The organism is Variovorax sp. FG153 (genome assembly GCF_057809595.1).
Genome location: NZ_JBMDKG010000004.1, coordinates 167,621 through 190,180, shown reverse-complemented (window position 1 = coordinate 190,180; position 22,560 = coordinate 167,621). Strand labels below are relative to the sequence as shown.

16 protein-coding genes are annotated in these 22,560 nt (G+C 69.8%); 11 read left to right on the top strand and 5 right to left on the bottom strand.

All coding sequences use genetic code 11. The features are described 5' to 3' along the window. The first annotated feature begins 80 nt into the window (after positions 1-80). Together ACODT0_RS07510 and ACODT0_RS07505 are read left to right on the top strand one after the other, a co-directional pair. Positions 81-1,775 (top strand): MFS transporter, encoded by a 1,695-nt coding sequence (locus ACODT0_RS07510; protein ID WP_422095831.1) that lies wholly within the window; start codon positions 81-83, stop codon positions 1,773-1,775. A gap of 130 nt (positions 1,776-1,905) precedes the next feature. Further along, positions 1,906-2,064 carry a hypothetical protein gene (locus ACODT0_RS07505; RefSeq protein WP_296727529.1) on the top strand — a complete coding sequence of 53 codons (159 nt, stop codon included), beginning with the start codon at positions 1,906-1,908 and terminating at the stop codon, positions 2,062-2,064. Between the two features lie 16 nt (positions 2,065-2,080). On the opposite strand, the gene ACODT0_RS07500 is transcribed toward ACODT0_RS07505, so the two are convergent. Next, complete coding sequence (locus tag ACODT0_RS07500) at positions 2,081-3,202, bottom strand: ABC transporter substrate-binding protein (protein WP_413762251.1); 1,122 nt, start codon at positions 3,200-3,202, stop codon at positions 2,081-2,083. Positions 3,203-3,366: 164 nt separating this feature from the next. Continuing rightward, positions 3,367-4,485 (bottom strand): ABC transporter substrate-binding protein, encoded by a 1,119-nt coding sequence (locus ACODT0_RS07495; RefSeq protein WP_489040978.1) that lies wholly within the window; start codon positions 4,483-4,485, stop codon positions 3,367-3,369. A 179-nt stretch (positions 4,486-4,664) separates the two neighbouring features. On the opposite strand from ACODT0_RS07495, the gene uvrA reads away from it, so the two are divergent. From uvrA to ACODT0_RS07470, 5 genes are all read left to right on the top strand, one after another. Then, a complete protein-coding gene (gene uvrA, locus ACODT0_RS07490; RefSeq protein ID WP_489040977.1) occupies positions 4,665-10,460 on the top strand; it encodes an excinuclease ABC subunit UvrA in 5,796 nt (1,931 codons plus the stop codon). Between the two features lie 218 nt (positions 10,461-10,678). Further along, on the top strand, positions 10,679-11,728 hold the full coding sequence (gene ocd, locus ACODT0_RS07485; RefSeq protein WP_489040976.1) for an ornithine cyclodeaminase: 1,050 nt from the start codon (positions 10,679-10,681) through the stop codon (positions 11,726-11,728). 43 nt (positions 11,729-11,771) lie between these two features. Beyond that, positions 11,772-12,812 carry a histone deacetylase family protein gene (locus ACODT0_RS07480; protein WP_489040975.1) on the top strand — a complete coding sequence of 347 codons (1,041 nt, stop codon included), beginning with the start codon at positions 11,772-11,774 and terminating at the stop codon, positions 12,810-12,812. Positions 12,813-12,914: 102 nt separating this feature from the next. Then, positions 12,915-13,889, top strand: a complete 975-nt coding sequence (locus ACODT0_RS07475) for a tripartite tricarboxylate transporter substrate binding protein (RefSeq protein ID WP_057590734.1) — start codon at positions 12,915-12,917, stop codon at positions 13,887-13,889. A gap of 112 nt (positions 13,890-14,001) precedes the next feature. Further along, positions 14,002-15,078 (top strand): Fic family protein, encoded by a 1,077-nt coding sequence (locus tag ACODT0_RS07470; protein WP_489040974.1) that lies wholly within the window; start codon positions 14,002-14,004, stop codon positions 15,076-15,078. Positions 15,079-15,160: 82 nt separating this feature from the next. Here the strand turns inward: ACODT0_RS07470 and ACODT0_RS07465 are convergent, their stop codons facing one another. Then, complete coding sequence (locus ACODT0_RS07465) at positions 15,161-15,745, bottom strand: TetR/AcrR family transcriptional regulator (protein WP_489040973.1); 585 nt, start codon at positions 15,743-15,745, stop codon at positions 15,161-15,163. Positions 15,746-15,854: 109 nt separating this feature from the next. Here ACODT0_RS07465 and ACODT0_RS07460 point away from each other — a divergent pair, with 109 nt between their 5' ends. Further along, positions 15,855-17,108, top strand: coding sequence for an MFS transporter (locus ACODT0_RS07460; RefSeq protein WP_057590737.1), 1,254 nt, complete (start codon positions 15,855-15,857; stop codon positions 17,106-17,108). On the opposite strand, the gene ACODT0_RS07455 is transcribed toward ACODT0_RS07460, so the two are convergent. Next, positions 17,105-17,947, bottom strand: coding sequence for an HAD-IIB family hydrolase (locus ACODT0_RS07455; RefSeq protein ID WP_489040972.1), 843 nt, complete (start codon positions 17,945-17,947; stop codon positions 17,105-17,107). The genes ACODT0_RS07460 and ACODT0_RS07455 overlap by 4 nt on opposite strands. 114 nt (positions 17,948-18,061) lie before the next feature. On the opposite strand from ACODT0_RS07455, the gene ACODT0_RS07450 reads away from it, so the two are divergent. The 3 genes from ACODT0_RS07450 to ACODT0_RS07440 are packed head-to-tail and all read left to right on the top strand — an operon-like array spanning position 18,062 to position 20,734. After that, entirely contained in the window at positions 18,062-19,069 is a 1,008-nt protein-coding gene (locus tag ACODT0_RS07450; RefSeq protein ID WP_209543818.1) for an ABC transporter ATP-binding protein, read from the top strand. Beyond that, positions 19,066-19,911: an ABC transporter permease gene (locus ACODT0_RS07445; RefSeq protein WP_489040971.1), complete on the top strand. Its 846-nt coding sequence runs from the start codon at positions 19,066-19,068 to the stop codon at positions 19,909-19,911. Before ACODT0_RS07450 ends, ACODT0_RS07445 begins: the two co-directional genes overlap by 4 nt. 7 nt (positions 19,912-19,918) lie before the next feature. Continuing rightward, on the top strand, positions 19,919-20,734 hold the full coding sequence (locus ACODT0_RS07440; RefSeq protein WP_489040970.1) for an ABC transporter permease: 816 nt from the start codon (positions 19,919-19,921) through the stop codon (positions 20,732-20,734). Positions 20,735-20,859: 125 nt separating this feature from the next. Here the strand turns inward: ACODT0_RS07440 and ACODT0_RS07435 are convergent, their stop codons facing one another. Then, a complete protein-coding gene (locus ACODT0_RS07435) occupies positions 20,860-22,488 on the bottom strand; it encodes a peptide chain release factor 3 (RefSeq protein WP_261211605.1) in 1,629 nt (542 codons plus the stop codon). Positions 22,489-22,560 lie beyond the last annotated feature (72 nt).

Here is a 22,560-nt window from a genome sequence, read left to right as displayed (position 1 = left end):
CTCGGGTCAGTCGCGCCTCCAAGAATGCCCCACGGTCCCGAATTCGGGCGCCGCATGAACGCATACACAGGAGACGATCAATGGCAGCCACACTAGATTCACGGGGAGTGCCGCATCCGGCCCCCCGGCCCATGTCGGCGGAGGAGAAGAAGGTCATCTTCGCTTCTTCGCTGGGAACCGTGTTCGAGTGGTACGACTTCTACCTCTACGGTTCGCTCGCGGCGATCATCGCGAAGCAGTTCTTCAGCGGCCTCGATGCGGGCGCGGCCTTCATCTTCGCGCTGCTGGCCTTCGCGGCCGGCTTCCTGGTGCGTCCGTTCGGCGCCATCGTGTTCGGCCGGCTCGGCGACATGATCGGGCGCAAGTACACCTTCCTGGTCACGATCCTGATCATGGGCCTGTCGACCTTCATCGTCGGCCTGCTGCCCAGCTACGCGACCATCGGCGTCGCGGCGCCGGTGATCCTGATCGCGCTGCGCATGCTGCAGGGCCTCGCGCTCGGCGGCGAGTACGGCGGTGCCGCCACCTACGTGGCCGAGCACGCGCCGCACGGCAAGCGCGGTGCCTACACCTCGTGGATCCAGACCACGGCCACGCTCGGCCTGTTCCTGAGCCTGATCGTGATCCTGGGCGTGCGCGAAGGCCTGGGCGAAGCGGTGTTCAACGACTGGGGCTGGCGCATTCCGTTCCTGGTCTCGATCCTGCTGCTGGGCATCTCGGTGTGGATTCGCCTGTCGCTGTCGGAATCGCCGGCGTTCCAGCGCATGAAGGCCGAGGGCAAGACCTCGAAGGCGCCGCTGGCCGAATCCTTCGGCCAGTGGAAGAACCTGAAGATCGTGATCCTGGCGCTGGTGGGCCTGACGGCCGGCCAGGCCGTGGTCTGGTACTCGGGCCAGTTCTACGCGCTCTTCTTCCTGACCGCGCAACTCAAGGTCGATGCGACCACCGCCAACCTGATGATCGCCGCCGCGCTGCTGCTGGGCACCCCGTTCTTCGTGGTCTTCGGCACGCTGTCGGACAAGATCGGCCGCAAGCCGATCATCATGGCCGGCTGCCTGCTGGCCGTGGTGACCTACTTCCCGGTCTTCAAGATGCTGACCGAGGCCGCCAACCCCGACCTCGCCAAGGCCCAGGCCACCGCCGGCGTGACCGTGACCGCCGACCCCGCGACCTGCTCGTTCCAGGGCAACCCGGTGGCGCGCGAGATCGACTTCCGCAGCTCCTGCGACATCGCCAAGCGCTACCTGGTGCAGAACTCCGTGAGCTACGAGAACGTGGCCGGCGCGCCGGGCTCGAAGGCCGTCGTGAAGATCGGCGACAAGACGGTGGAAGCACCGATCGGCAACGTCGTGAACCTCAAGTTCGACGAGGCCTCGGCCAAGGAGATCGCCGCCTTCAAGAAGGGCGTGGCCGAGGACCTGAAGATCGCGGGCTACCCGGCCAAGGCCGACCCCGCGAAGATGAACAAGGTGCTGACGGTGCTGCTGCTGTTCTGGCTGGTGCTGCTGGTGACCATGGTCTACGGGCCGATCGCCGCGATGCTGGTCGAGCTGTTCCCCACGCGCATCCGCTACACCTCGATGAGCCTGCCGTACCACATCGGCAACGGCTGGTTCGGCGGCCTGCTGCCGACCACCGCCTTCGCCATCGTGGCCTCGACCGGCAACATGTACAACGGCCTCTGGTACCCGATCATCATCGCGGCCATCACGCTGGTGATCGGCACGCTGTTCATCCGCGAGACCAAGGACGTGGACATCTACGCCCACGACTGAGCGCCGCGGCGCCATCGAACAGAGAGGAGGGCGCCGCGCGCCCTCCGTTCAACAAAGAGGCTTCATGCCGACCCTCGGCATGAGGCCTTTTTCTTGAACCCCGCATTACCCATCTCAGGAGACAGAACCCATGTGGAAAATCGCAGTCGGCTTCGCCATCTTCGCGGCCATCGCGCTGTACGTGATCTCGAAGGCCGGCGACAAGGTCGACATGTCGGGCGAGAAGCACGGCGTGACGCACGAAACGGCGCCTGCGGCGCCCGCGGCTGCGGCGAGCGCGCCGAAGTAAATCTCCGAAGCGCTGCCTAGCGCTTGAAGCGGCCGTCGCTCACGATCGAGAGGTCGACGTACTCGATCCCCGTGTGATCGGTCGGTGAGTAGGAGATGTCCAGCCCGCCGCCCGGGTCGTACTGGAAGGCATTGAGCGTGGCCAGCAGCCGCGCGCGCGTGGGCTTGGGCCCGGTGCGGCGCAGCGCCTCCACCAGCACCTTGGTCGCGACGAAGCCTTCGAGCAGCGCGGGCGACAGCTCCTCCTGCCCCTTGGCCTTGGCGAGCGCCAGGGCCTCCTTGATCAGCGGATTGCCGAACGAGCGCTCGTAGGGGAACACCTGCGTGACGATCACGCCGCGGCTCGCGCTGCCGAGGTCCTTGATGAAGCCCGAGGCCGCGTTGTTCGACAGCGTGACCACCTGCGCGGCCGAGCCCGCGGCGCGCAGCGCCTTCACGCCATCGGACACCGAGGTGCCCGAGCCGATCCACAGCACGGCCTGCGCATTGGCCTCGACCAGCTTCGGCACGATGGCCGCGAAGTCGGGCTTGTTGCGGTCGGCCAGCGCGATCACCACCGGCTTGAGGTTGGCCTTCTCGAAGCCGCGGTTCGCGCCCTCGAGCCCGTCCTTGCCGAAGGAGTCGTCGGCCTGCACCACCGCGATGCGCTGGATGCCCGTGGTCTGCAGGTGCACCACCGCCTTCTCGGCCTCGCGCTGGTAGGTGGAGCGCACGTTGAAGATGTTCTTCTGCACCGGCTTGTGCAGCGCCATCGCGCCGGTCGAGGGGCCGACCAGCGGCACGCCGTGCTTGTCGAGCAGCGGGATCACCGCGAGCGTATTGGGCGTGCCGCGGTTGAGCAGCAGCGCGACCACCTTCCTGTCCTCGATCAGGATGCGCGAGTTCTCGAGCGAGCGCTTGGCGTCGAGGCCGTCGTCCATGCGGATGACCTCGATCTGCTCGCCGTTGATGCCGCCCTGGGCATTCACCTGGTCGATGACCAGCTGCGAGCCCATGATCGTTTCCTTCACGCTGGCCGCCACCGGTCCCGACAGGTCGGCCGACTGGCCGATCACGATCTGGGCCGAGGCGCCGGTCGCCGCGAGTGCGAGCAGCAAGGCGGCGGCGCGCAGGCGCGGGTTGCTTTTCTTCTTCTTCATCGACAAAACCTTTCCCGTCGGGATTCGTGTACATGTCAGCAAATGCAATTATGTGTAGCCAGACGTGACATGCAATTCCTCGTGCAAACCCTGTCAAACCGTTGTTTGCAAAAGCAAAAAGCCGGGCACGCGGCCCGGCTTGGTCAAGGGGGAAGGGCGGCGCTTCAGCGCTTGAAGCGGCCCTCGCTGATGATCGCGAGGTCGGCGAAATCGATGCCGCTGTGGTCCTGCGGCGAGTAGCTGACCTCGAGGCCGCCGAGGTCGTAGTCGCGCAGGCCGTCGAGCGCGGCCACCACGCGGGCGCGCGTGGGCTTGGGGCCGGCGCGGCGCAGCGCCTCCACCAGCACCTTGGCCGAGGCGAAGCCCTCGAGCGCCGCGGGCGAGAGCTCGTTCTGGCCCTTGGCCTTCGCGAGCGCGATCGCCTCCTTCACCATCGGGTAGCTGATCGAGCGCTCGCTCGGGAACACCTGCGTGACCACCACGCCGCGGCTGGCCTCGCCGAGCTGCTTGATGAAGCCCGAGGAAGCGTTGTTCGACAGCGTGACCACCTGCGCCGCCGAGCCGGCCGCGCGCAGCGCCTTGATGCCGTCGACCACCGCGCTGCCCGAGCCGATCCACAGCACCGCCTGCGCATTGGCCTGGACGATGGCGGGCACGATGGCCGCGTAGTCGGGCTTGTCGCGGTCGGCCGGCACGGTGGCCGCGGGCTGCGCCTTGGCCTTGCCGAAGCCGGTCATCGCGCCCTCGAGCGCATCGGCGCCGAAGGAGTCGGTCACGTGCACGACCGCGATGCGCACCATGCCGATGGTCAGCAGGTGCTGCACCGCCTTCTCGGCCTCGCGCTGGTAGGTGGCGCGCACGTTGAACACGTTCCGCTGCACCGGCTTGTGCAGCACCATCGCGCCGGTGGAAGGCCCGATCAGCGCCACGCCGTGCTTGTCGAGCCAGGGAATGATGGCCTGCGAATGCGGCGTGCCGCGGCTCATGAAGAGCGCGAGCACCTTCCGGTCCTCGATCAGCGCGCGGCCGTTCTCGCCCGCGCGCTTGACGTCGAAGCCGTCGTCGAGCCGGACCACCTCGATCTTCTCGCCGTGCACGCCGCCCTGCGCATTGGCGGCATCGATCACGAGCTGCGCGCCGCCGATGGTCTCGTTGACGCTGGCGGCCACCGGGCCGGTCATGCCGGCGGTCTGGCCGATCAGGAGCTGCGCCTGCGCAGGCAGCAACAGCAGCGCGCCGAGCGCGATCAGGGCCGCGCGCAGGCGGCCGTGCTTCTTCGTCATGTGGTCGTCCCCCGTTGTCGATGGCGTCGCCACCGTTGCAAACCAACGCCTTATTTGTTTCCAAAAGTATTCCGAAGGCCATTCGGACAAACCCCTGCGACCGCACCGACCTTGTGACGCAGTGCACGGGAGCGTCATGGACCACTCCCTAGAATGTTTGCCCCACCCCCAAGGCACTCATGACACAGGGCTCCATCCGCATCCGTGGCGCACGCCAGCACAACCTCCAGAATCTCGACCTCGACATCCGCACCGGCGAGATGACCGTGGTCACCGGGCCCAGCGGCTCGGGCAAGTCGAGCCTCGTGTTCGACACCCTGTACGCCGAGGGCCAGCGGCGCTACGTCGAAACCTTCTCCGCCTACGCCCGCCAGTTCCTCGACCGCATGGACAAGCCGGCGGTCGACAAGGTCGAGGGCGTGCCGCCCGCGATCGCCATCGACCAGACCAACCCGGTGCGCTCCTCGCGCTCCACGGTCGGCACGATGACCGAGCTCAACGACCACCTGAAGCTGCTCTACGCACGCGCGGCCGACCTGTTCGACCGCGAGACCGCGCTGCCGGTGCGCCACGACTCGCCCGACAGCATCTATGCGCAGATCGTCGAGCGCGCGGCGGCCGCGGGCGATCCGCGGCTGGTCGTGACCTTCCCGGTCGAGCTGCCCGCGAGCACCACGGCCGACGAGGTCACGCAGTGGCTGTCGGCCAGCGGCTTCACGCGCGTGCAGTCCGAGCGCGAGGTGGCCACGCCCACCGGTCCGCGCAAGGTGCTCGACGTGGTGGCCGACCGCTTCCGCGCCTCGAGCGCCGAGCGCTCGCGCGTGGTGGAGGCGATCGAGGTCGCGCTCAAGCGCGGCAGCGGGCGCGTGACGGTGCATGCCACGGGCGCAGAGGAGAACGCGCCGACCGATGTATGGAAGTTCTCGACCGGCCTGCATTGCCCCGAGAGCGACATCCGCTACGGCGACCCGATCCCCTCGATGTTCTCGTTCAACTCGGCCGTGGGCGCCTGCGACACCTGCCGCGGCTTCGGCCGCGTGATCGGCGTCGACCTCGGCCTCGTGATCCCGAACGACAAGCTCACCCTGCGCGCGGGCGCGATCAAGACCATCCAGACCCCGGCCTGGAAGGAGGCGCAGGACGACCTCATGCGCCACGCCGAGGCCGCCGGCATTCCGCGCGACACGCCGTGGAACAAGCTCACCGCCGAGCAGAAGCACTGGGTGATCGAGGGCACGCCCAACTACAAGGAGGGCAACTGGAACAAGCAGTGGTACGGCATCCGCCGCTTCTTCGGCTACCTCGAGAGCAAGGCCTACAAGATGCACATCCGCGTGCTCTTGTCGAAGTACCGGAGCTACACGCCGTGCCCCACCTGCGCGGGCGCGCGGCTCAAGCTCGAAAGCCTGCTGTGGCGCATCGGCAGCAAGGAAGACGCCGACGCGGTGCTGCCGCCCGAAAAGCGCTTCATGCCGGTCGGCGTGAAGTGGACGCGCGCGCAGCTCGAGGCGCTGCCGGGCCTGTGCCTGCATGACCTGATGCTGCTGCCGATCGAGCGGCTGCGCCAGCTGTTCGACCGCATGACGGCCGGCGGCGCCGCCGCGGCCGGCGAGACGCAGCGCCCGAGCGCGGCCGGCGAGGCCCAGGCGCTCAAGCTGCTGTTCGAGGAGATCACGACCCGGCTGCGCTACCTGCACGACGTCGGCATCGGCTACCTCACGCTCGACCGCCAGAGCCGCACGCTCAGCGGCGGTGAGGTGCAGCGCATCAACCTCACGACCGCGCTCGGCACCTCGCTGGTCAACACGCTGTTCGTGCTCGACGAGCCCAGCATCGGGCTGCATCCGCGCGACATGAACCGCATCACCGAGGCCATGCTGCGGCTGCGCGACGCGGGCAACACGCTGGTGGTGGTCGAGCACGACCCGGCCGTGATGCTGGCGGCCGACCGCGTGATCGACATGGGCCCGGGCCCCGGCGCGCGCGGCGGCCAGATCGTGTTCGACGGCAGCACCGACGCGCTGCGCGACGCCGACACGCTGACCGGCCAGTACCTGGGCGGGCGCAAGAAGATCGGCATGGGCTTCAAGCGGCTGGTCAGCGAGAACACGCACCGGCTCATCCTCGAGGGCGTGCGCGAGCACAACCTCAAGGACATCAGCGTGGAGTTCCCGCTCGCGCGCCTGGTCTGCGTGACCGGCGTCAGCGGCTCCGGCAAGTCGACGCTGGTGCAGGACGTGCTCGCGCCCGCGCTGATGCGCCACTTCGGCAAGGCCACCGAGACGCCCGGCGCGCACGACCGCCTGCTCGGCGCCGACCACCTCGGCGACGTGGTGTTCGTCGACCAGTCGCCGATCGGCAAGACCGCGCGTTCCAACCCCGCGAGCTACGTCGGCGCCTGGGACGCGATCCGCGAGATCTTCGCCACCGCGCCGATCTCGCGCCAGCGCGGCTACACCGCGAGCAAGTTCAGCTTCAACTCGGGCGACGGCCGCTGCCCCACCTGCGGCGGCTCGGGCTTCGAGCACGTCGAGATGCAGTTCCTCTCGGACGTCTACCTGCGCTGCCCCGACTGCGACGGCAAGCGCTACCGGCCCGAGATCCTCGAGGTGCGGATCGAGCGCCACGGCAGGAGCTACAACGTGGCCGACATCCTCGAGCTGACCGTGGCCGAGGCCGCGGCGCTGTTCGATGCCGACCGCGATGTTCTGCGCGTCTTGCAGCCGATCTCCGACGTGGGCCTCGACTACGTGAAGCTGGGCCAGCCCGTGCCCACGCTGTCGGGCGGCGAGGCGCAGCGCCTCAAGCTTGCGGGCTTCCTGGCCGAGGCCGCCAAGGGCGCGACCTCGAGCAAGCAGGCGGTGGCGCGCAAGGGCACGCTGTTCCTGTTCGACGAGCCCACCACCGGCCTGCACTTCGACGACATCGCGCGGCTCATGCGCGCGCTGCGCAAGCTGCTCGACGCCGGCCATTCGCTGATCGTGATCGAGCACAACCTCGACGTGATCCGCGCCAGCGACTGGTGCATCGACCTCGGCCCCGAAGGCGGTGAGGGCGGTGGCCAGGTGGTGGCCGAGGGCACGCCCGAGCAGCTGCGCGAGAACCGCGCCTCGCTCACGGGCGCCGCGCTGGCCGACTACGAGCTCGCGATCGGCCCGGGTGCCTACAAGGTGGCCGAGCGCGCGGCGCGCCGCTACATCGCGCAGGCCAAGAAGGCGCCGGGCGCCGACGCGGTCGAGATCGTGAACGCGCGCGAGCACAACCTCAAGAACCTCAGCGTCGACATCCCGCGCGGCAAGTTCAGCGTGGTCACGGGCGTGAGCGGTTCGGGCAAGTCCACACTGGCCTTCGACATCCTGTTCAACGAGGGCCAGCGCCGCTATCTCGAATCGCTCAACGCCTATGCGCGCAGCATCGTGCAGCCCGCGGGCCGGCCCGAGGTCGATGCCGTCTACGGCATTCCGCCCACGGTGGCGATCGAGCAGCGCCTGTCGCGCGGCGGCCGCAAGAGCACGGTGGGCACCACCACCGAGGTCTGGCACTTCCTGCGCCTGCTGTTCGTGAAGCTCGGCGTGCAGCACTGCGTGAAGGACGGCGCGGCCGTGCAGCCGCAGACGCCCGACAGCATCGCGGCGCAGCTGATGCGCAACTTCAAGGGCCAGCACATCGGCCTGCTCGCGCCGCTGGTGAGCAACCGCAAGGGCGTCTACACCGAGCTGGCCGACTGGGCGCGGCCGCGCGGCTTCACGCATCTGCGCGTCGATGGCGACTTCCTGCCGACCGCGGGCTTCCCGCGCATCGACCGCTTCAAGGAACACAGCATCGAGCTGCCGGTGGCCAGCCTCGACGTGCTGCCCACGAACGAGAACCAGCTGCGCGAGGCGCTCACGAAGGCGCTCGAGCACGGCAAGGGCGTGGTGCACGTGCTCAGCGAGATGGACGGCCTGCGCGCCGCCATGATGGCCGGCGTGACGGCCGCGGGCATCGGCCGCGTGAGCGTGTTCTCGACCCTGCGTGCCTGCCCGGTCTGCAGCACCAGCTATGCCGAGCTCGACCCGCGCCTGTTCAGCTACAACAGCAAGCACGGCTGGTGCCCCGACTGCGTGGGCACCGGCGTCAAGCTCAGCAAGGAGCAGCGCAAGATCTTCGACGACTCGGTGATGGCCGACGACCAGAAGGGACGCGAGCAGACCTTCGCCGAGCCCGACGCCGAGGACGTGGGCGACGTGGCCTGCCCGACCTGCAAGGGCACGCGGCTCAACCCCACCGCGCGCGCGGTGCTGTTCGGCGGCGGCGCGGTCCATGCGCATGCCGGCACGCCGGGCTGGGGCGAGGGCGGCATCGGCATCACCGAGCTCGCGCGCATGAGCGTGACCGACATCCGCACCTGGTTCGAGAACCTCTCGCTCTCGGGCCGCGAGGCCGAGATCGCGCGCGACCTGGTGCCCGAGATCAAGAGCCGGCTCGAGTTCCTCGAGGAGGTGGGCCTGGGCTACCTCACGCTCGACCGCGGCGCGCCCACGCTGTCCGGCGGCGAGGCGCAGCGCATCCGGCTCGCGGCGCAGCTCGGCAGCAACCTGCAGGGCGTGTGCTACGTGCTCGACGAGCCAACCATCGGCCTGCATGCGCGCGACAACCGCATCCTGCTCGACGCGCTGCACAAGCTCGGCGACAAGGGCAACACGCTGGTGGTGGTGGAGCACGACGAGGACACGATCCGCCGCGCCGACCACATCATCGACATCGGCCCGAGCGCCGGCAAGCGCGGCGGCCGCCTGGTGGCGCAGGGCGCGGTGGCCGACATCGAGCAGGCGGCCGAGTCGCAGACCGGCCGCTACCTGCGCGACGCGATCAAGCACCCGCTGCAGGCGCGCCGGCTCATTCCCTCGCCCGACCCGAAGGCGCCCGACAACGGCCAGTGGCTCACGGTGCGCGGCGCCGACATGCACAACCTGCAGGACGTGACGGTCACCGTGCCGCTGCAGCGGCTGGTGGTGGTCACGGGCGTGAGCGGCTCGGGCAAGTCCACGCTCGCGCGCGACGTGCTGCTGGCCAACGTGCAGGCGGTGGTGCAGCAACGCAGCACCAAGGCCGGCCGCGACGCCGATGCCGCGGGCAAGCGCCCGGCCTGGGCCGGCTGCAAGGGCGTCGAGGGCTACCAGAGCGTGGACCGCGTGCTCGAGGTCGACCAGACCCCGATCGGCAAGACCCCGCGCAGCTGCCCCGCGACCTACATCGGCTTCTGGGACACCATCCGCAAGCTGTTCGCCGACACGCTCGAAGCCAAGGCGCGCGGCTACGGCCCGGCGCGCTTCAGCTTCAACACCGGCGAGGGCCGCTGCCCGGCCTGCGACGGCGCGGGCGTGCGCACCATCGAGATGAGCTTCCTGCCCGACGTGAAGGTGCCCTGCGAGGTCTGCCACGGCGCGCGCTTCAACCCCGAGACGCTGGCCGTGAGCTGGCGCGGCAAGAGCATCGGCGACGTGCTGCAGATGGAGGTGGACGAGGCGGTCGAGTTCTTCGCGAGCATGCCCAACATCAGCCATCCGCTGCAGCTGCTCAAGGACGTGGGGCTCGGCTACCTGACGCTGGGCCAGCCCTCTCCCACGCTGTCGGGCGGCGAGGCGCAGCGCATCAAGCTGGTGACCGAACTGAGCAAGGTGCGCGACGACATCACGCGCCGCGGCCAGAAGGCGCCGCACACGCTCTACGTGCTCGACGAGCCGACCGTGGGCCTGCACATGGCCGACGTCGAGAAGCTGATCCACGTGCTGCACCGGCTGGTGAACGGCGGCCACAGCGTGGTGGTGATCGAGCACGACCTCGACTTGATCGCCGAGGCCGACTGGATCGTCGACCTCGGTCCCGAGGGCGGCAACGGCGGCGGCCGCGTGGTGGCGGCTGCTGCGCCCGAGGAAGTGGTGCGGCTGGGCACGCACACGGGCGTGGCGCTGGCGCCGGTGCTGGCGCGCTGAGGTTTTCTTCGGCCGGCACCAACGCCGGACGGTAGCCCCGAACCGTCGGGCGCGGGGGCTTGCCCCTGCGCTCGACGCGGTCGGGGCCCCAGGCCTCGCCGCGGCCGCGCGTGCGGCGCAGAATGGCCTCGAACCCTTGGCGCAGGCGCACATCCTGGACCCGCCATGGTGGAACGGATCGGGTGCGGCGCCGGCCGGGGCTCGCAAGGAGCCATGCCATGACCCGCTTCATCGATGTCCACAGCCTGGTCCGCCTGGTCGATGAGACCGGCGTGCCGCAATTCCTCACTGCCCTGGCCGACGCGCTGCGCGACGACTTCCTGCGCTGGCGCGAGTTCGACAAGAAGGCCCGCGTGGCCAGCCATTCGCACCTCGGCGTGATCGAGCTGATGCCGGTGGCCGACGACGGCGCCTATGCCTTCAAGTACGTCAACGGCCATCCGCACAACACCCAGGTCGGCCTGCCCACCGTCATGGCCTTCGGCGTGCTCGCCGAGGTCGACACCGGCTACCCGGTGCTGCTCTCGGAACTCACGCTCACCACCGCGCTGCGCACCGCCGCCACCTCCGCCATGGCGGCACGCGCGCTCGCGCGGCCGGGCTCGCGCAGCCTCGCGCTGATCGGCAACGGCTCGCAGAGCGAGTTCCAGGCGCTGGCCTTCCATGCGCTGCTGGGCATCGAGGAGGTGCGCGTGTTCGACATCGACCCGCATGCCACCGACAAGCTGGTGCGCCATCTCTCGGCCTGCTCGCCGATGGCGATCGTGCGCGCGCATTCGGTGGCCGAGGCGGTGCGCGGCGCCGACATCGTGACCACCGTCACCGCCTACCAGGGCCATGCGACGGTGCTCGAGCCCGGGATGATCGAGCCCGGCATGCACATCAACGCGGTGGGCGGCGATTCGCCCGGCAAGACCGAGCTCGACCCCGAGGTGCTGCGCGGCGCGCGCGTGTTCGTGGAGTACGAGCCGCAGACCCGCGTCGAGGGCGAGATCCAGCAGCTGGCGGCCGACTTTCCGGTGCACGAGCTCTGGAAGGTGCTGCTCGGCGAGGTGCCGGGCCGCGAGCGGCCGGACCAGGTCACGGTGTTCGATTCGGTCGGCTTCGCGCTCGAGGACTACACCGCGCTGCGCTACATCCACCAGCTCGCCATCGAGCGCGGCGTGGGCCGGCAGATCGCGCTGGTGCCCGAGCTCGACGATCCCAAGGACCTGTTCGGGCTCACGGCCGCGGGCCGGCGCCGGGCCGTGCTGCGGCGTGCGGCATGATGAGCGGCTGTCCAGCCACGGCGCCCGCCGCCGACCCCGTTCCATGCTCACCATCTACAACGACCGGCACGCACTGCACCAGGGCAAAGTCGAGATGTTCCGCGGCGAGCTCGTGCCGTGCTTCGAGGTGCCGGCACGCGCCGACCACGTGAAGGCCGAGGTCGAGCGCCGCGCGCTCGGCCCGCTGCTCGCACCCGATGCGTTGCCCGACGCACTGCTCGCCAAGGTGCATGCGCCGCGCTACCTCGACTTCATCGCCGGCGCCTGGGACGAATGGGTGGCGCTCGATCCCGCCAATGCCGGGCGCGACGCGCTGCCCTCGTACTGGCCCACGCGCGGCATGCGCACCGACGTGCTGCCCGCGAGCTTTCCCGCGCGCCTGGGCCTCTTCGGCTTCGATGCCGGCACGCCGCTGACGGCCGGCAGCTGGGCCGCCGCGCGCCATGGCGCGGCCTGCGCCTTCACGGCCGCGCAGCGCGTGCTCGGCGGCGAGCGCGCCGCCTTCGCGCTGACCCGGCCGCCGGGCCACCATGCGGGCGCCGACTTCTTCGGCGGCTACTGCTTCCTCAACAACGCCGCCGTGGCCGCGCAGGCGCTGCGCGACGCGGGCGTCGAGCGCGTGGCCGTGCTCGACGTCGACTACCACCACGGTAACGGCACCCAGGCCATCTTCTATGCGCGCGACGACGTGCATTTCGCGAGCCTGCATGCCGATCCGGTCACCGACTATCCCTACTACCTCGGCCATGCCGACGAGCGCGGCGCCGGCGCGGGGCTGGGCTTCAACCACAACCTGCCGTTGCCGCGCGGCACCGACTTCACTGGCTGGCGCGCGGCGCTGAAAAGCGCGCTCGCGCGCATCGCCGAGGTCAAGGCCGGCGCGCTCGTGGTCTCGCTCGGCGTCGACACCTTCGAAGGCGATCCGATCTCGGGCTTCAGGCTGCGCGGCGACGACTACCTGCGCATGGGCGAGGAGCTCGCGCGCGCGGGCCTGCCGACGGTGTTCGTGTTCGAGGGCGGCTATGCGGTGGCCGAGGTGGGCGTCAACGCGGTCAACGTGCTCGCGGGCTTCGAGCAGGCCTGAATGTCCTTGCGGCCTTGAGGAAATCAGGGCTGCCCCGGTTGCCTGGTGCCGATCGGCGGGGCCCAATCGCGCTCTTTCAAATCCAGCCGGGACCCCGCCGCCATGCTCCGCCGCCACACCTTCCTCCGCGCCGCCGCGCTCGCCGCCTGCGGTTTCGCCGCGCCTCTGGCCGCCTTCGCGCAGCAGGCCTTTCCGGCCAAGCCGGTCAAGCTGGTGATCGCCTTCCCCGCGGGCGGCCCCACCGACATCACCATGCGCCAGCTCGCCGACAACGCAAGCCGCATCCTCGGCCAGCCCGTGATCGTCGACAACAAGCCCGGCGCCGGCGGCACCCTGCCCGCGCAGGCGCTGCAGACCTCGCAGGCCGACGGCTACACCATCGCCCAGATCCCGCTCGGCGTGTTCCGCCTCGGCTACACCACCAAGATCAACTGGGATCCGCTCAAGGACATCAACTACGTCATCAACGTGACCGGCTATGCCTTCGGCATCGTCGTGCCCGCGAACAGCCCGTTCAAGACCTGGGCCGACTTCGTCGCCTACGCCAAGGCCAATCCCGGCAAGCTGACCTACGGCTCCACCGGCACCCTGACCAGCCCGCACCTGACCACCGAGCTGGTCGCGCAGAAGGCCGGCATCGAGCTGCAGCACGTGCCCTACAAGGGCAGCGCCGACCTGATGCTCGCCGTGGTGAGCGGCCAGCTCATGGCGGCGGCCGACAGCACCGGCTTCGCGCCGCAGGTCGAGGCCGGCAAGCTGCGCGTGCTCAACACCTGGGGCGAGAAGCGCCTGGCCAAGTTTCCCGACGCGCCCACGCTCAAGGAGCTGGGCTACGACATCGTGCAGAACTCGCCCTTCGGCATCGGTGCCCCCAAGGGCACGCCGCCCGAGGTGGTGAAGAAGCTGCACGACGCCTTCAAGCAGGCGATGGAGGAGCCGAGCTACGTCGCCGCGCTGGGTCGCTACGACATGCTGCCCGACTACATGAGCTCGGCGCAGTACACGAAGTTTGCGCAGGACACGGTGGCGCGGGAGAAGGTGCTGATCGAGAAGCTGGGGTTGGCGAAGGAGAAGTGAGGCGGGCGCCCTGCTTCTTTGTCAAACATGTTTAAAAGCTAGAGTTTTTTAAACATGACAAGGCGGACATGCATAAGAATCGGCGGTTTCCTGTACATGTCCGGCCTTCCGAATGGCATTCGATCGCCTGCAACCCTTCAATGCGCTGCCCTTGCTGCCGCCTGCGATCGAGCTCGAAAGCAAGGCGGTGCTCAAGCAGGCGATCTCCGCCAACCGTGTCCTTGCCAACCTTCGAGGGCTTGCCGCGCAGATTCCGAACCAGGACGTCCTGATCAGCAGCATCGTCCTGCAGGAGGCCCGGCTTTCGTCCGAGATCGAGAACATCGTCACCACCAACGATGAGCTGTATCGCGCGGACGCCGATGCCGATGGCAAGGCCGATGCGCACACCAAGGAAGTCCTGCGCTATCGCGAGGCGCTGTACCTGGGGCTCGAGGCCCTGAAGACACGCCCGCTGGCCACCAACCTCTTCATCGAGATCGCGCAGCGGATCAAGCAGATCGAGTTCGGCGTGCGTGCCGTTCCCGGCACCGCGTTGAAGAACAACGTAGGCGAGGTGATCTACACGCCGCCGGTCGGCGAAGCCTTGATCCGGGAAAAGCTCGCGAACCTGGAGGGCTTCATCCACGGCGACGACGATTTCGACCCCTTGCTGAAGATGGCGGTGATGCACTACCAGTTCGAGGCCATCCATCCCTTCGCGGACGGCAACGGCCGAACGGGGCGCATCCTGAACCTGCTGTTCCTGGTCGACAAGGGATTGCTGGACAGCCCGGTGCTCTTCCTGTCGCGCTACTTCATTGCGAACCGGGCCGGCTACTACGACGGCCTGCGCCGGGTGACCGAATCGCGGGACTGGGAGAACTGGCTGCTCTTCATGCTGCGGGCGGTGGAGAGCACGGCCCAGCAGACCTTCGATCAGGTGATGCGCATCCGGGCGCTGATGGAGCGGGTCCGGGAGCGGGTGCAGCGGGAGGCGCCGAACGTCTACAGCAAGGACCTGGTCGAGGTGATCTTTCGTCACCCGTACACCAAGATCCAGTTCGTGGTCGACGCCGGCATCGCCAAGCGGCAGACGGCATCGGGTTATCTCCAGGTGCTGGCCAAGCTGGGCGTGCTGCGCGAAAGCCGCCACGGCCGCGAAAAGTACTACGTCAACGACGCGCTTTTCGACGAACTCGTGGCGTGAGACATGTCGATGCCATCGACATATCGCGAAAACGTGTCGATTTTTGATGGATTTTTAAACATGATCGGCATGGGCACGGCGCTCACTGCCTGATCGCAAACAACTCCCCCACCAGCCGCTCCCCCAGCGCCACGCGCACCGGCTCCCCCCCGAACACCAGCCGGAACACGATCGGCGCGATCAGGTGATCGATCACCTGTTCGGCCGTCGGCGTGGCCTCGCCGCGCGCGCGCGCCTGTTCGACCAGGGCCAGGGCCTCGCGGCGGCGGTTGCGCAGGCAGTCGGTGTCCTCGTCGCCGTTGGCCAGCGCGGCCGCGGCCTTCAAGAGCGAGGTGTTGCACGGCTTGGCCAGGTGCTCGATGAGTTCGCGCGCCCAGGCCTCGAGGTCGGCGCGCAGCGTGCCGGTGTCCGGCAGCGGGCGGTCGGGGTCGAGGCGGTGGGTGGCGGTCTCGGCCAGCAGGCCGGAAAGATCGCCCCAGCGGCGGTAGATGCTGGAGGCGCTGACGCCCGCGCGTTCGGCCACGGCCGGCACGGTGACGCGCTCCCGGCCCTGTTCGGCGACCAGTGCCTCGAGCGCGGCCCGCACCTGCGCCTGCACCTGCGCGCTGCGCCCGCCCGGGCGCCTGGCGGAAGAAGAAGGAACGGCGGGCGTGACGGCGGTGTTCATGGTGAATCGACTTTAACGCAAAGATATTTGCTTTAACAGCGGAGGAGGCCTAGAATCGCAAACGCAAAGATTTGTGCGTTAAGAGCCGTTTCGCGCCAAGGAGTTCACCGTGTCCCAATGCCCCGACCTCGCAAGCCGTCCCGGTACCGCCGCCGCCCCTGTCCGCGCGGCGCCGCGGCGCATGCCCGCGGCCCTGGCCTTCCCGCTGCTGGCGGCGGTGCTGTTCGCCTTCTTCTTCGCGGCGGCCGCACCCTCGCCGCTGTTCGTGGTGTTCCAGCACGCCTGGGGCTTCTCGTCCTCGATGCTGACGGTGGCGTTCGCGATCTACGCCATCGCGCTCCTGATCTCGCTGCTGGTGGCCGGCTCGCTGTCCGACCACATCGGCCGCCGCCCGGTGGTGCTCGCGGCGCTGGTGCTGCAGGCGGTGGCGATGGGGTTGTTCCTGCTGGCGGGCGATATCGGCGGGCTGATCCTCGCGCGCGTGGTGCAGGGCGTGGCGACCGGCATCGCGAGCGGCGCATTGAGCGCGGCCGTGGTCGAGGCGGCGCCGGCCGCGAAGAAGCGGCTGGGGGCGTTGATCACCAGCGTGTCGCCGCTCGCGGGGCTGGCGCTGGGCGCGCTGCTCACGGGCATGGCGGTGCGCTGGACTGGGCAGCCGGTGACGTGGGTGTTCGGCGTGCTGGCGCTGGTGTTCGCGTTCGGCGCGGCGCTGGTGCTGTGGATGCCCGAGACGGTGACGCCGCGTGCCGGCGCGCTGGCCTCGCTGGTGCCGCGGGTGTCGATACCGGTGCGGGCACGCGCCGAGTTCGCGCGCGGGCTGCCGGTGTTCGTCGCGGTGTGGGCGCTCGGCGGCTTGTTCCTGTCGCTCGCGCCTTCGCTGATGCACCACGTGTTCGGCATCGACAGCGGCGTGGTCAACGGCCTCACGATCGCGGTGCTGTCGGGCGTGGGTGCCGCGGCGCCCACGCTGCTGGGCCGCTTCGCGGCGCCGCGCCCGGCGATCCTCGGCATGGCCAGCCTGGCGCTCGGGCTGGTGCTGCTGCTGGCGGCGCTCGCCACGCGTTCGCTGGCGCTGTTCTTCGTCGGCACGGCGGTGGCCGGCATCGGCTTCGGCGGCGCCTTCTCGGCGCTGGTGCAGACGCTTGCGCCGCTGGCCCAGTCGCACGAGCGCGGCGAGCTGTTCGCGGCGATCTTCGTGGTGAGCTACCTGGCCTTCAGCCTGCCGGCGATGCTCGCGGGCTTCCTGGTCGCGCCGCTGGGCCTGCTGGCGACGGTCGAGGGCTACGCGGGCGTGCTGCTGCTGGTCGCGGCCGTGGGCACCTGGAACCAATGGGCGCCGCTGCGCCGGCGTGCCGCGCCCTAGTTCGGTCGCGCCGCGAGGATCGCTGCCACCGCCTCGCCGAAACCCGCGCCACGCTCGCCGCGCGTCACGTAGTGCGGCAGGAACTCGAGCTGCGGCACGAAGCGCGCGACGTTCGCCACGCCGATGCTGTGCGCGAAGCTGCGGAACATCAGCTGGTCGTTGGTCGAATCGCCCACGTAGGCCCAGCGCGCCATCTCGTCGTCGAGCCGGCGGCCCCAGAGTTCGCGCACGATCCAGCGCGCGCCCTCGAGCTTGTCGTTGCCGCCGTACCAGCCGTTGACGTGGATGCTGCTCACGGTGGCATGCATGCCCTCGCCGCGCATCAGCGCCACCACGCGCGCGATGGTGGCCTCGTCGAGCCGTGCGAACTCGCTGTGGTCGATCGCGATGTCGGTCTCGCGGCCCGGCGAGTCGGTGGCGCGGCCGGCGCCTGGAATTTCCGCCTCGATGCGCGCGAGCACCGCCTGCATGCGTCGGTAGTTGGCGGCACGCGTGGGCGCGTCCTGCTGGTAGCGCCTGGCGATGCCGCCGCCGGACAGCGGCAGCAGCGCCACCGCGCCGTTCTCGGCCACGATCGCATCGACCGACCAGGCGTTGACGAAGGGCTCGCTCCAGCCCACGGGCCGGCCGGTGATCGCCACCACGTGCAGCCCGGCCGCGCGCAGCGCGCCGAGCGCGGCGAGTGCATCGGCGGTGATCGCGCCCTCGGTGGTCAGCGTGTCGTCGATGTCGGTGAACAAGCCCGCGAGCGTGGCGCGCGCGGTGGCGGGCCATTGGCCCAGCGGCAGCAGGCGGTCGGGCGAGGCGGGGAGGGAAGAAGACGCGGTGAAGGAGGACATGGCGGACGGCACGGCAGGAGCGCGGATCGTACCGGTGGCCGCGCGCGCCGCGCTTTCGTGTAGCATCCCGCCCCCGCCGGCCGGTCGCGCAGACCGCCCCGGCGCGGCCCGCCCATGTCCCAGATCGTCGTCGACCGCCTCCTCAAGACCTACCGCATCGCCGAGCGCGACCCCGGCGTGCTCGGTGCCGTGCGCGGCCTGCTGCATCGCCGCCATCGCACGGTCGAGGCGCTCGCGGGCGTGTCCTTCGCGCTCGAGCGCGGCGAGCTGCTGGGCTTCATCGGTCCCAACGGCGCGGGCAAGTCCACCACCATCAAGATCCTCTCGGGCATCCTGCGGCCCGATGGCGGCAGCGTGCGCATCGACGGGCGCGATCCCTTCGCCGACCGCGAGCGCCACGTGGGCCGCATCGGCGTGGTGTTCGGCCAGCGCACCCAGCTGTGGTGGGACCTGCCGGTGGGCGAGGGCTTCGACCTGCTGCGCGACATCTACCGCGTCGACCGCGAGCGCTACCGCCGCACGCGCGACGAGCTGGTCGCGCTGCTGAGCCTCGAGCGCGTGCTCGACCAGCCGGTGCGCCAGCTCTCGCTGGGCCAGCGCATGCGCGCCGAGATTGCGGCCGCGCTGCTGCACGAACCCGAGATCCTGTTCCTCGACGAGCCCACCATCGGCCTCGACGCGCCCTCGAAGCTCGCGGTGCGCGACTTCGTGCGCCGCGCCAACCGCGAGCGCGGCACCACGGTGCTCCTGACCACGCACGACATGCACGACATCGAGGCGCTCGCGCGGCGCGTGATCGTGATCGGCCATGGCCGCGTGCTGGCCGACAGCCCGGTCGAGGCGCTGCGCGCGCAGGTGCTGGCCGAGCGCCGGCTGGTGGTCGATTTCGCGCAGGAAGCGCAATTGCCCGACGACCTCGGCACCCACTGGCCCGGCGTGCGCGTGAACGCGCGCGACGGCCGCACGCTGGTGCTCGACTTCGATCCCGCAGCCGTCTCCGCGCCGGCCTTGATCGCGCGCATCGCGGCCGAGCATGCGGTGGAGGACATCCGGCTCGAGGGGCTGGCGATCGAGGCCGTGATCGCGCGCTTCTATGCGATGCATGGAGCGGCCGACGCATGAAGGCCGGATGGCGCGAGGTCGCGCGCCCCTACACCGCGGCCTTCGCCTCGCGCTTTCTGCAGATGCTGCAGTACCGCACCGCCGCGCTCGCGGGCTTCGGCACGCAGTGCTGGTGGGGCGGCATCAAGGTGATGGTGTTCGCGGCCTTCTACGGCGGTGCCTCGGCCGCCGCGCAGGCGCCGATGACGCTCGAGCACGCCATCACCTACACCTGGCTTGCGCAGGGCCTGCTGGTGCTGATGCCCTGGCTGGTCGATCCCGAGGTGGCGCAGTCGGTGCGCACAGGTTCGGTGGCCTACGACCGGCTGCGGCCGGTCGATGCCTATGCGCTCTGGTATGCGCGCTGCGCGGGCTGGATCGCCGCGCGCCTGCTGCCGCGCGCGGCGCTGATGCTGGGCTTCGCCGCCGTCGCGTTGCCGCTGCTGGGGCTCGGCGCCTGGGCCTGGCAGCCGCCGGTGGGCGTGGCGGCCGCGCTGGCCTTCGCGCTGTCGATGGGGCTGGGCCTGGCGCTGTCGACCGCGATGGTGATGCTGCTCAACGTCGCGACCTTGTCGGCGCTCAACGAGCGCGGCATCAACGCGCTGTCGGCGCCGCTGGTGATCGTGCTGTCGGGCAACCTGCTGCCGCTCGCGCTGCTGCCCGATGCCTGGCAGACCGCGCTGCTGGTGCAGCCGCTGGCCGGGCTGATGGACATTCCCGCGCGCCTGTACTTCGGCCAGCTGCGTGGCGCCGACGCGCTGCTCGGGCTGGCGCTGCAATGCTTCTGGATCGCGCTGCTGGTGGTCACCGGCCGCTGGCTGCTGGTGCGCACCATGCGCCGGCTGCAGGTGCAGGGCGGGTGAGCGCGACATGAGCAGGTCACCGGGATCGATCGCGCTGTTCCTGCGGCTGGTGAAGGCCTCGGTCGGCGCGCAGGCGCGCTACCCGGCCTCGGCGCTGATGCTCACGGTGGGCCAGTTCCTCGTCACCGGCATCGAGGTGGTCGCGGTCTGGGCCATGTTCCACCGCTTCGGCGAGGTGCGCGGCTGCACCCTCGGCGAGGTCGCGCTGTTCTACGGCCTGGTCAACTGCATGTTCGCGCTGGCCGATGCCCTGGGCCGCGGCTTCGACGTGCTGGGTACCGAGTTCCTGCGCAGCGGCGCCTTCGACCGCCTGCTGCTGCGCCCGCGCCCGCTCGCGCTGCAGCTCATGGGCCACGACTTCCGCATCAGCCGCATGGGCCGGCTGCTGCAGGGGCTGGCGGTGATCGGCTTCGCGACCGCGCAGGCCGGCATCGCCTGGACGCCCGAGGCCGTGGCCGTCGCGCTGTTCGCGCTGGCCGGCGGCGTGGCGCTGTTCCTCGGCATCCTGGTGCTGCAGGGCACGCTGGCCTTCTGGACCGTCGAGAGCCTGGAGATCGCCAACGTGCTGACCTACGGCGGCGTGCAGGCGGCGCAGTACCCGCTCGCGCTCTACGCGCGCTGGTTCCGGCGCCTGCTTACCTTCGCGGTGCCGCTGGCTTGCGTGGCCTATTACCCCGCGCTGCTGATCCTCGGGCGGCCCGATCCGCTCGGCGCGCCGCACTGGGTGGGCTGGGCGTCGCCGCTGGCGGGCTTCGTGTTCCTCGCGCTGGCGTTCCGCGTCTGGGGGCTCGGCTTGAGGCACTACGCCTCGACGGGCAGTTGAATTCGGACTTCCGGACGCGAAGAACGCGAAGGTTTCGCGAAGGGCGCGAAGAAAACCTACTTGTTTCTCTTTGGCGTCCTTCGCGAAACCTTCGCGTCCTCTGCGTCCGGCTGCCCGCTTCCGCGTTATCCCGCGCTCTGCAGCGCCAGCCCCGCGTGTTCGCGCAGCGGGTGGAAATGGATCTTCGGGAAGCGTTCCTGCGCCAGCCGCACGTCGTACGGCGAGGTGCACAGGAAGGCCAGCGTGTCGGCCGCGTCCTTGGCCATGCGCTGCGGATAGGCGTTGACGAACTCGCGCAGCTCGGCCGGCGTGTCGGCCGTGATCCAGCGCGCGCCGGTGTACTGGCAGCCCTCGAGCCGCACGTCGGCGTCGTACTCGGCCTTCAGCCGGTGCTGCACCACTTCGAACTGCAGCTGGCCGACCGCGCCCAGCAGCATCGGGCCGCCGATCTCGGGACGGAACACCTGGATCGCGCCCTCCTCGCCGAGCTGCGCCAGGCCCTGCTGCAGCTGCTTGGTGCGCAGCGGGTTCTTGAGGATCACGGTCATGAACAGCTCGGGCGCGAAGAAGGGCAGGCCGGTGAACTGCAGGCTCGCGCCGTCGGTGATGGTGTCGCCGAGCTGCACGCCGCCATGGGTGGTGAAGCCCACGATGTCGCCCGCGTAGGCTTCCTCGACCGCCTCGCGGCGCTGGCTCATGAAGGTCACGACGCTGGTGGGGCGCAGTTCCTTGGCGGTGCGCTGCACCTTGAGCTTCATGCCCGGCGTGTACTTGCCCGAGGCCATGCGCACGAAGGCGATGCGGTCGCGGTGGTTGGCGTCCATGTTGGCCTGCACCTTGAAGACCACGCCCGCGAAGTCCTTGTCCTCGGGCTGGATCTCCTTCGTCACCGGCTGGCGGTTGACCAGCGTGGTGCTGGTGCGCGACTGCGGCGAGGGCGCGAGGTCGACCAGCGCGTCGAGCACTTCCATCACGCCGAAGTTGTTCACGCCCGAGCCGAAGAACACCGGCGTCTGCTTGCCCGCGAGGAAGGCCTCGCGGTCCCAGGTGGGCGAGGCGCCGGTGGCGAGCTCCATGCTCTCCATCGCGGTCTCGAAGTCGGCGCCGAAGCGCTTGGCGAGGGTGTCGCGCTCGCTCAAGGGGATGGTCTCGAAGTCCTGCGGCAGGCGTTCGCTGCCCGACTCGAACACCGTCATGGCCTGCGTGCGCAGGTTCATGATCCCGCGGAAGCTCTTGCCCTGGCCCACGGGCCAGGTCATCGGCACGCAGGGCATGCCGAGCTCGCGCTCCACCTCGTCGAGGATGTCGAGCGGCTCGCGCACCTCGCGGTCCATCTTGTTGACGAAGGTGATGATCGGCGTGTCGCGCTGGCGGCAGACCTCGATCAGGCGCCGCGTCTGCGCTTCCACGCCGTTGGCCGCGTCGATCACCATCAGCGCCGAGTCGACCGCCGTGAGCACGCGGTAGGTGTCTTCCGAGAAGTCCTTGTGGCCGGGCGTGTCGAGCAGGTTGATCACGTGGTCGCGGTACAGCATCTGCATCACCGACGAGGCCACCGAGATGCCGCGCTGCTTCTCGATCTCCATCCAGTCGGAGGTCGCATGGCGCGAGGCCTTGCGCGCCTTCACCGAGCCGGCGATCTGGATCGCGCCGGAGAACAGCAGCAGCTTCTCGGTCAGCGTGGTCTTGCCGGCGTCGGGGTGGGAAATGATCGCGAAGGTGCGGCGGCGGCGGGTTTCGGAGGCGAAAGACACGGTAGGGCCAGGTAGAAGGGGTCGGTCGGGCGAACCGGCGATTGTCGCAGGTCACCCCGCGGACCGCACCCC

Bases quoted from the DNA above. Each gene is read 5' to 3' on its own strand.
- ACODT0_RS07510 (WP_422095831.1), top strand. From the start codon at position 81: ATGGCAGCCACACTAGATTCACGGGGAGTGCCGCATCCGGCCCCCCGG.
- ACODT0_RS07505 (WP_296727529.1), top strand. From the start codon at position 1,906: ATGTGGAAAATCGCAGTCGGCTTCGCCATCTTCGCGGCCATCGCGCTG.
- ACODT0_RS07500 (WP_413762251.1), bottom strand. From the start codon at position 3,202: ATGAAGAAGAAGAAAAGCAACCCGCGCCTGCGCGCCGCCGCCTTGCTG.
- ACODT0_RS07495 (WP_489040978.1), bottom strand. From the start codon at position 4,485: ATGACGAAGAAGCACGGCCGCCTGCGCGCGGCCCTGATCGCGCTCGGC.
- uvrA (WP_489040977.1), top strand. From the start codon at position 4,665: ATGACACAGGGCTCCATCCGCATCCGTGGCGCACGCCAGCACAACCTC.
- ocd (WP_489040976.1), top strand. From the start codon at position 10,679: ATGACCCGCTTCATCGATGTCCACAGCCTGGTCCGCCTGGTCGATGAG.
- ACODT0_RS07480 (WP_489040975.1), top strand. From the start codon at position 11,772: ATGCTCACCATCTACAACGACCGGCACGCACTGCACCAGGGCAAAGTC.
- ACODT0_RS07475 (WP_057590734.1), top strand. From the start codon at position 12,915: ATGCTCCGCCGCCACACCTTCCTCCGCGCCGCCGCGCTCGCCGCCTGC.
- ACODT0_RS07470 (WP_489040974.1), top strand. From the start codon at position 14,002: ATGGCATTCGATCGCCTGCAACCCTTCAATGCGCTGCCCTTGCTGCCG.
- ACODT0_RS07465 (WP_489040973.1), bottom strand. From the start codon at position 15,745: ATGAACACCGCCGTCACGCCCGCCGTTCCTTCTTCTTCCGCCAGGCGC.
- ACODT0_RS07455 (WP_489040972.1), bottom strand. From the start codon at position 17,947: ATGTCCTCCTTCACCGCGTCTTCTTCCCTCCCCGCCTCGCCCGACCGC.
- ACODT0_RS07450 (WP_209543818.1), top strand. From the start codon at position 18,062: ATGTCCCAGATCGTCGTCGACCGCCTCCTCAAGACCTACCGCATCGCC.
- ACODT0_RS07445 (WP_489040971.1), top strand. From the start codon at position 19,066: ATGAAGGCCGGATGGCGCGAGGTCGCGCGCCCCTACACCGCGGCCTTC.
- ACODT0_RS07440 (WP_489040970.1), top strand. From the start codon at position 19,919: ATGAGCAGGTCACCGGGATCGATCGCGCTGTTCCTGCGGCTGGTGAAG.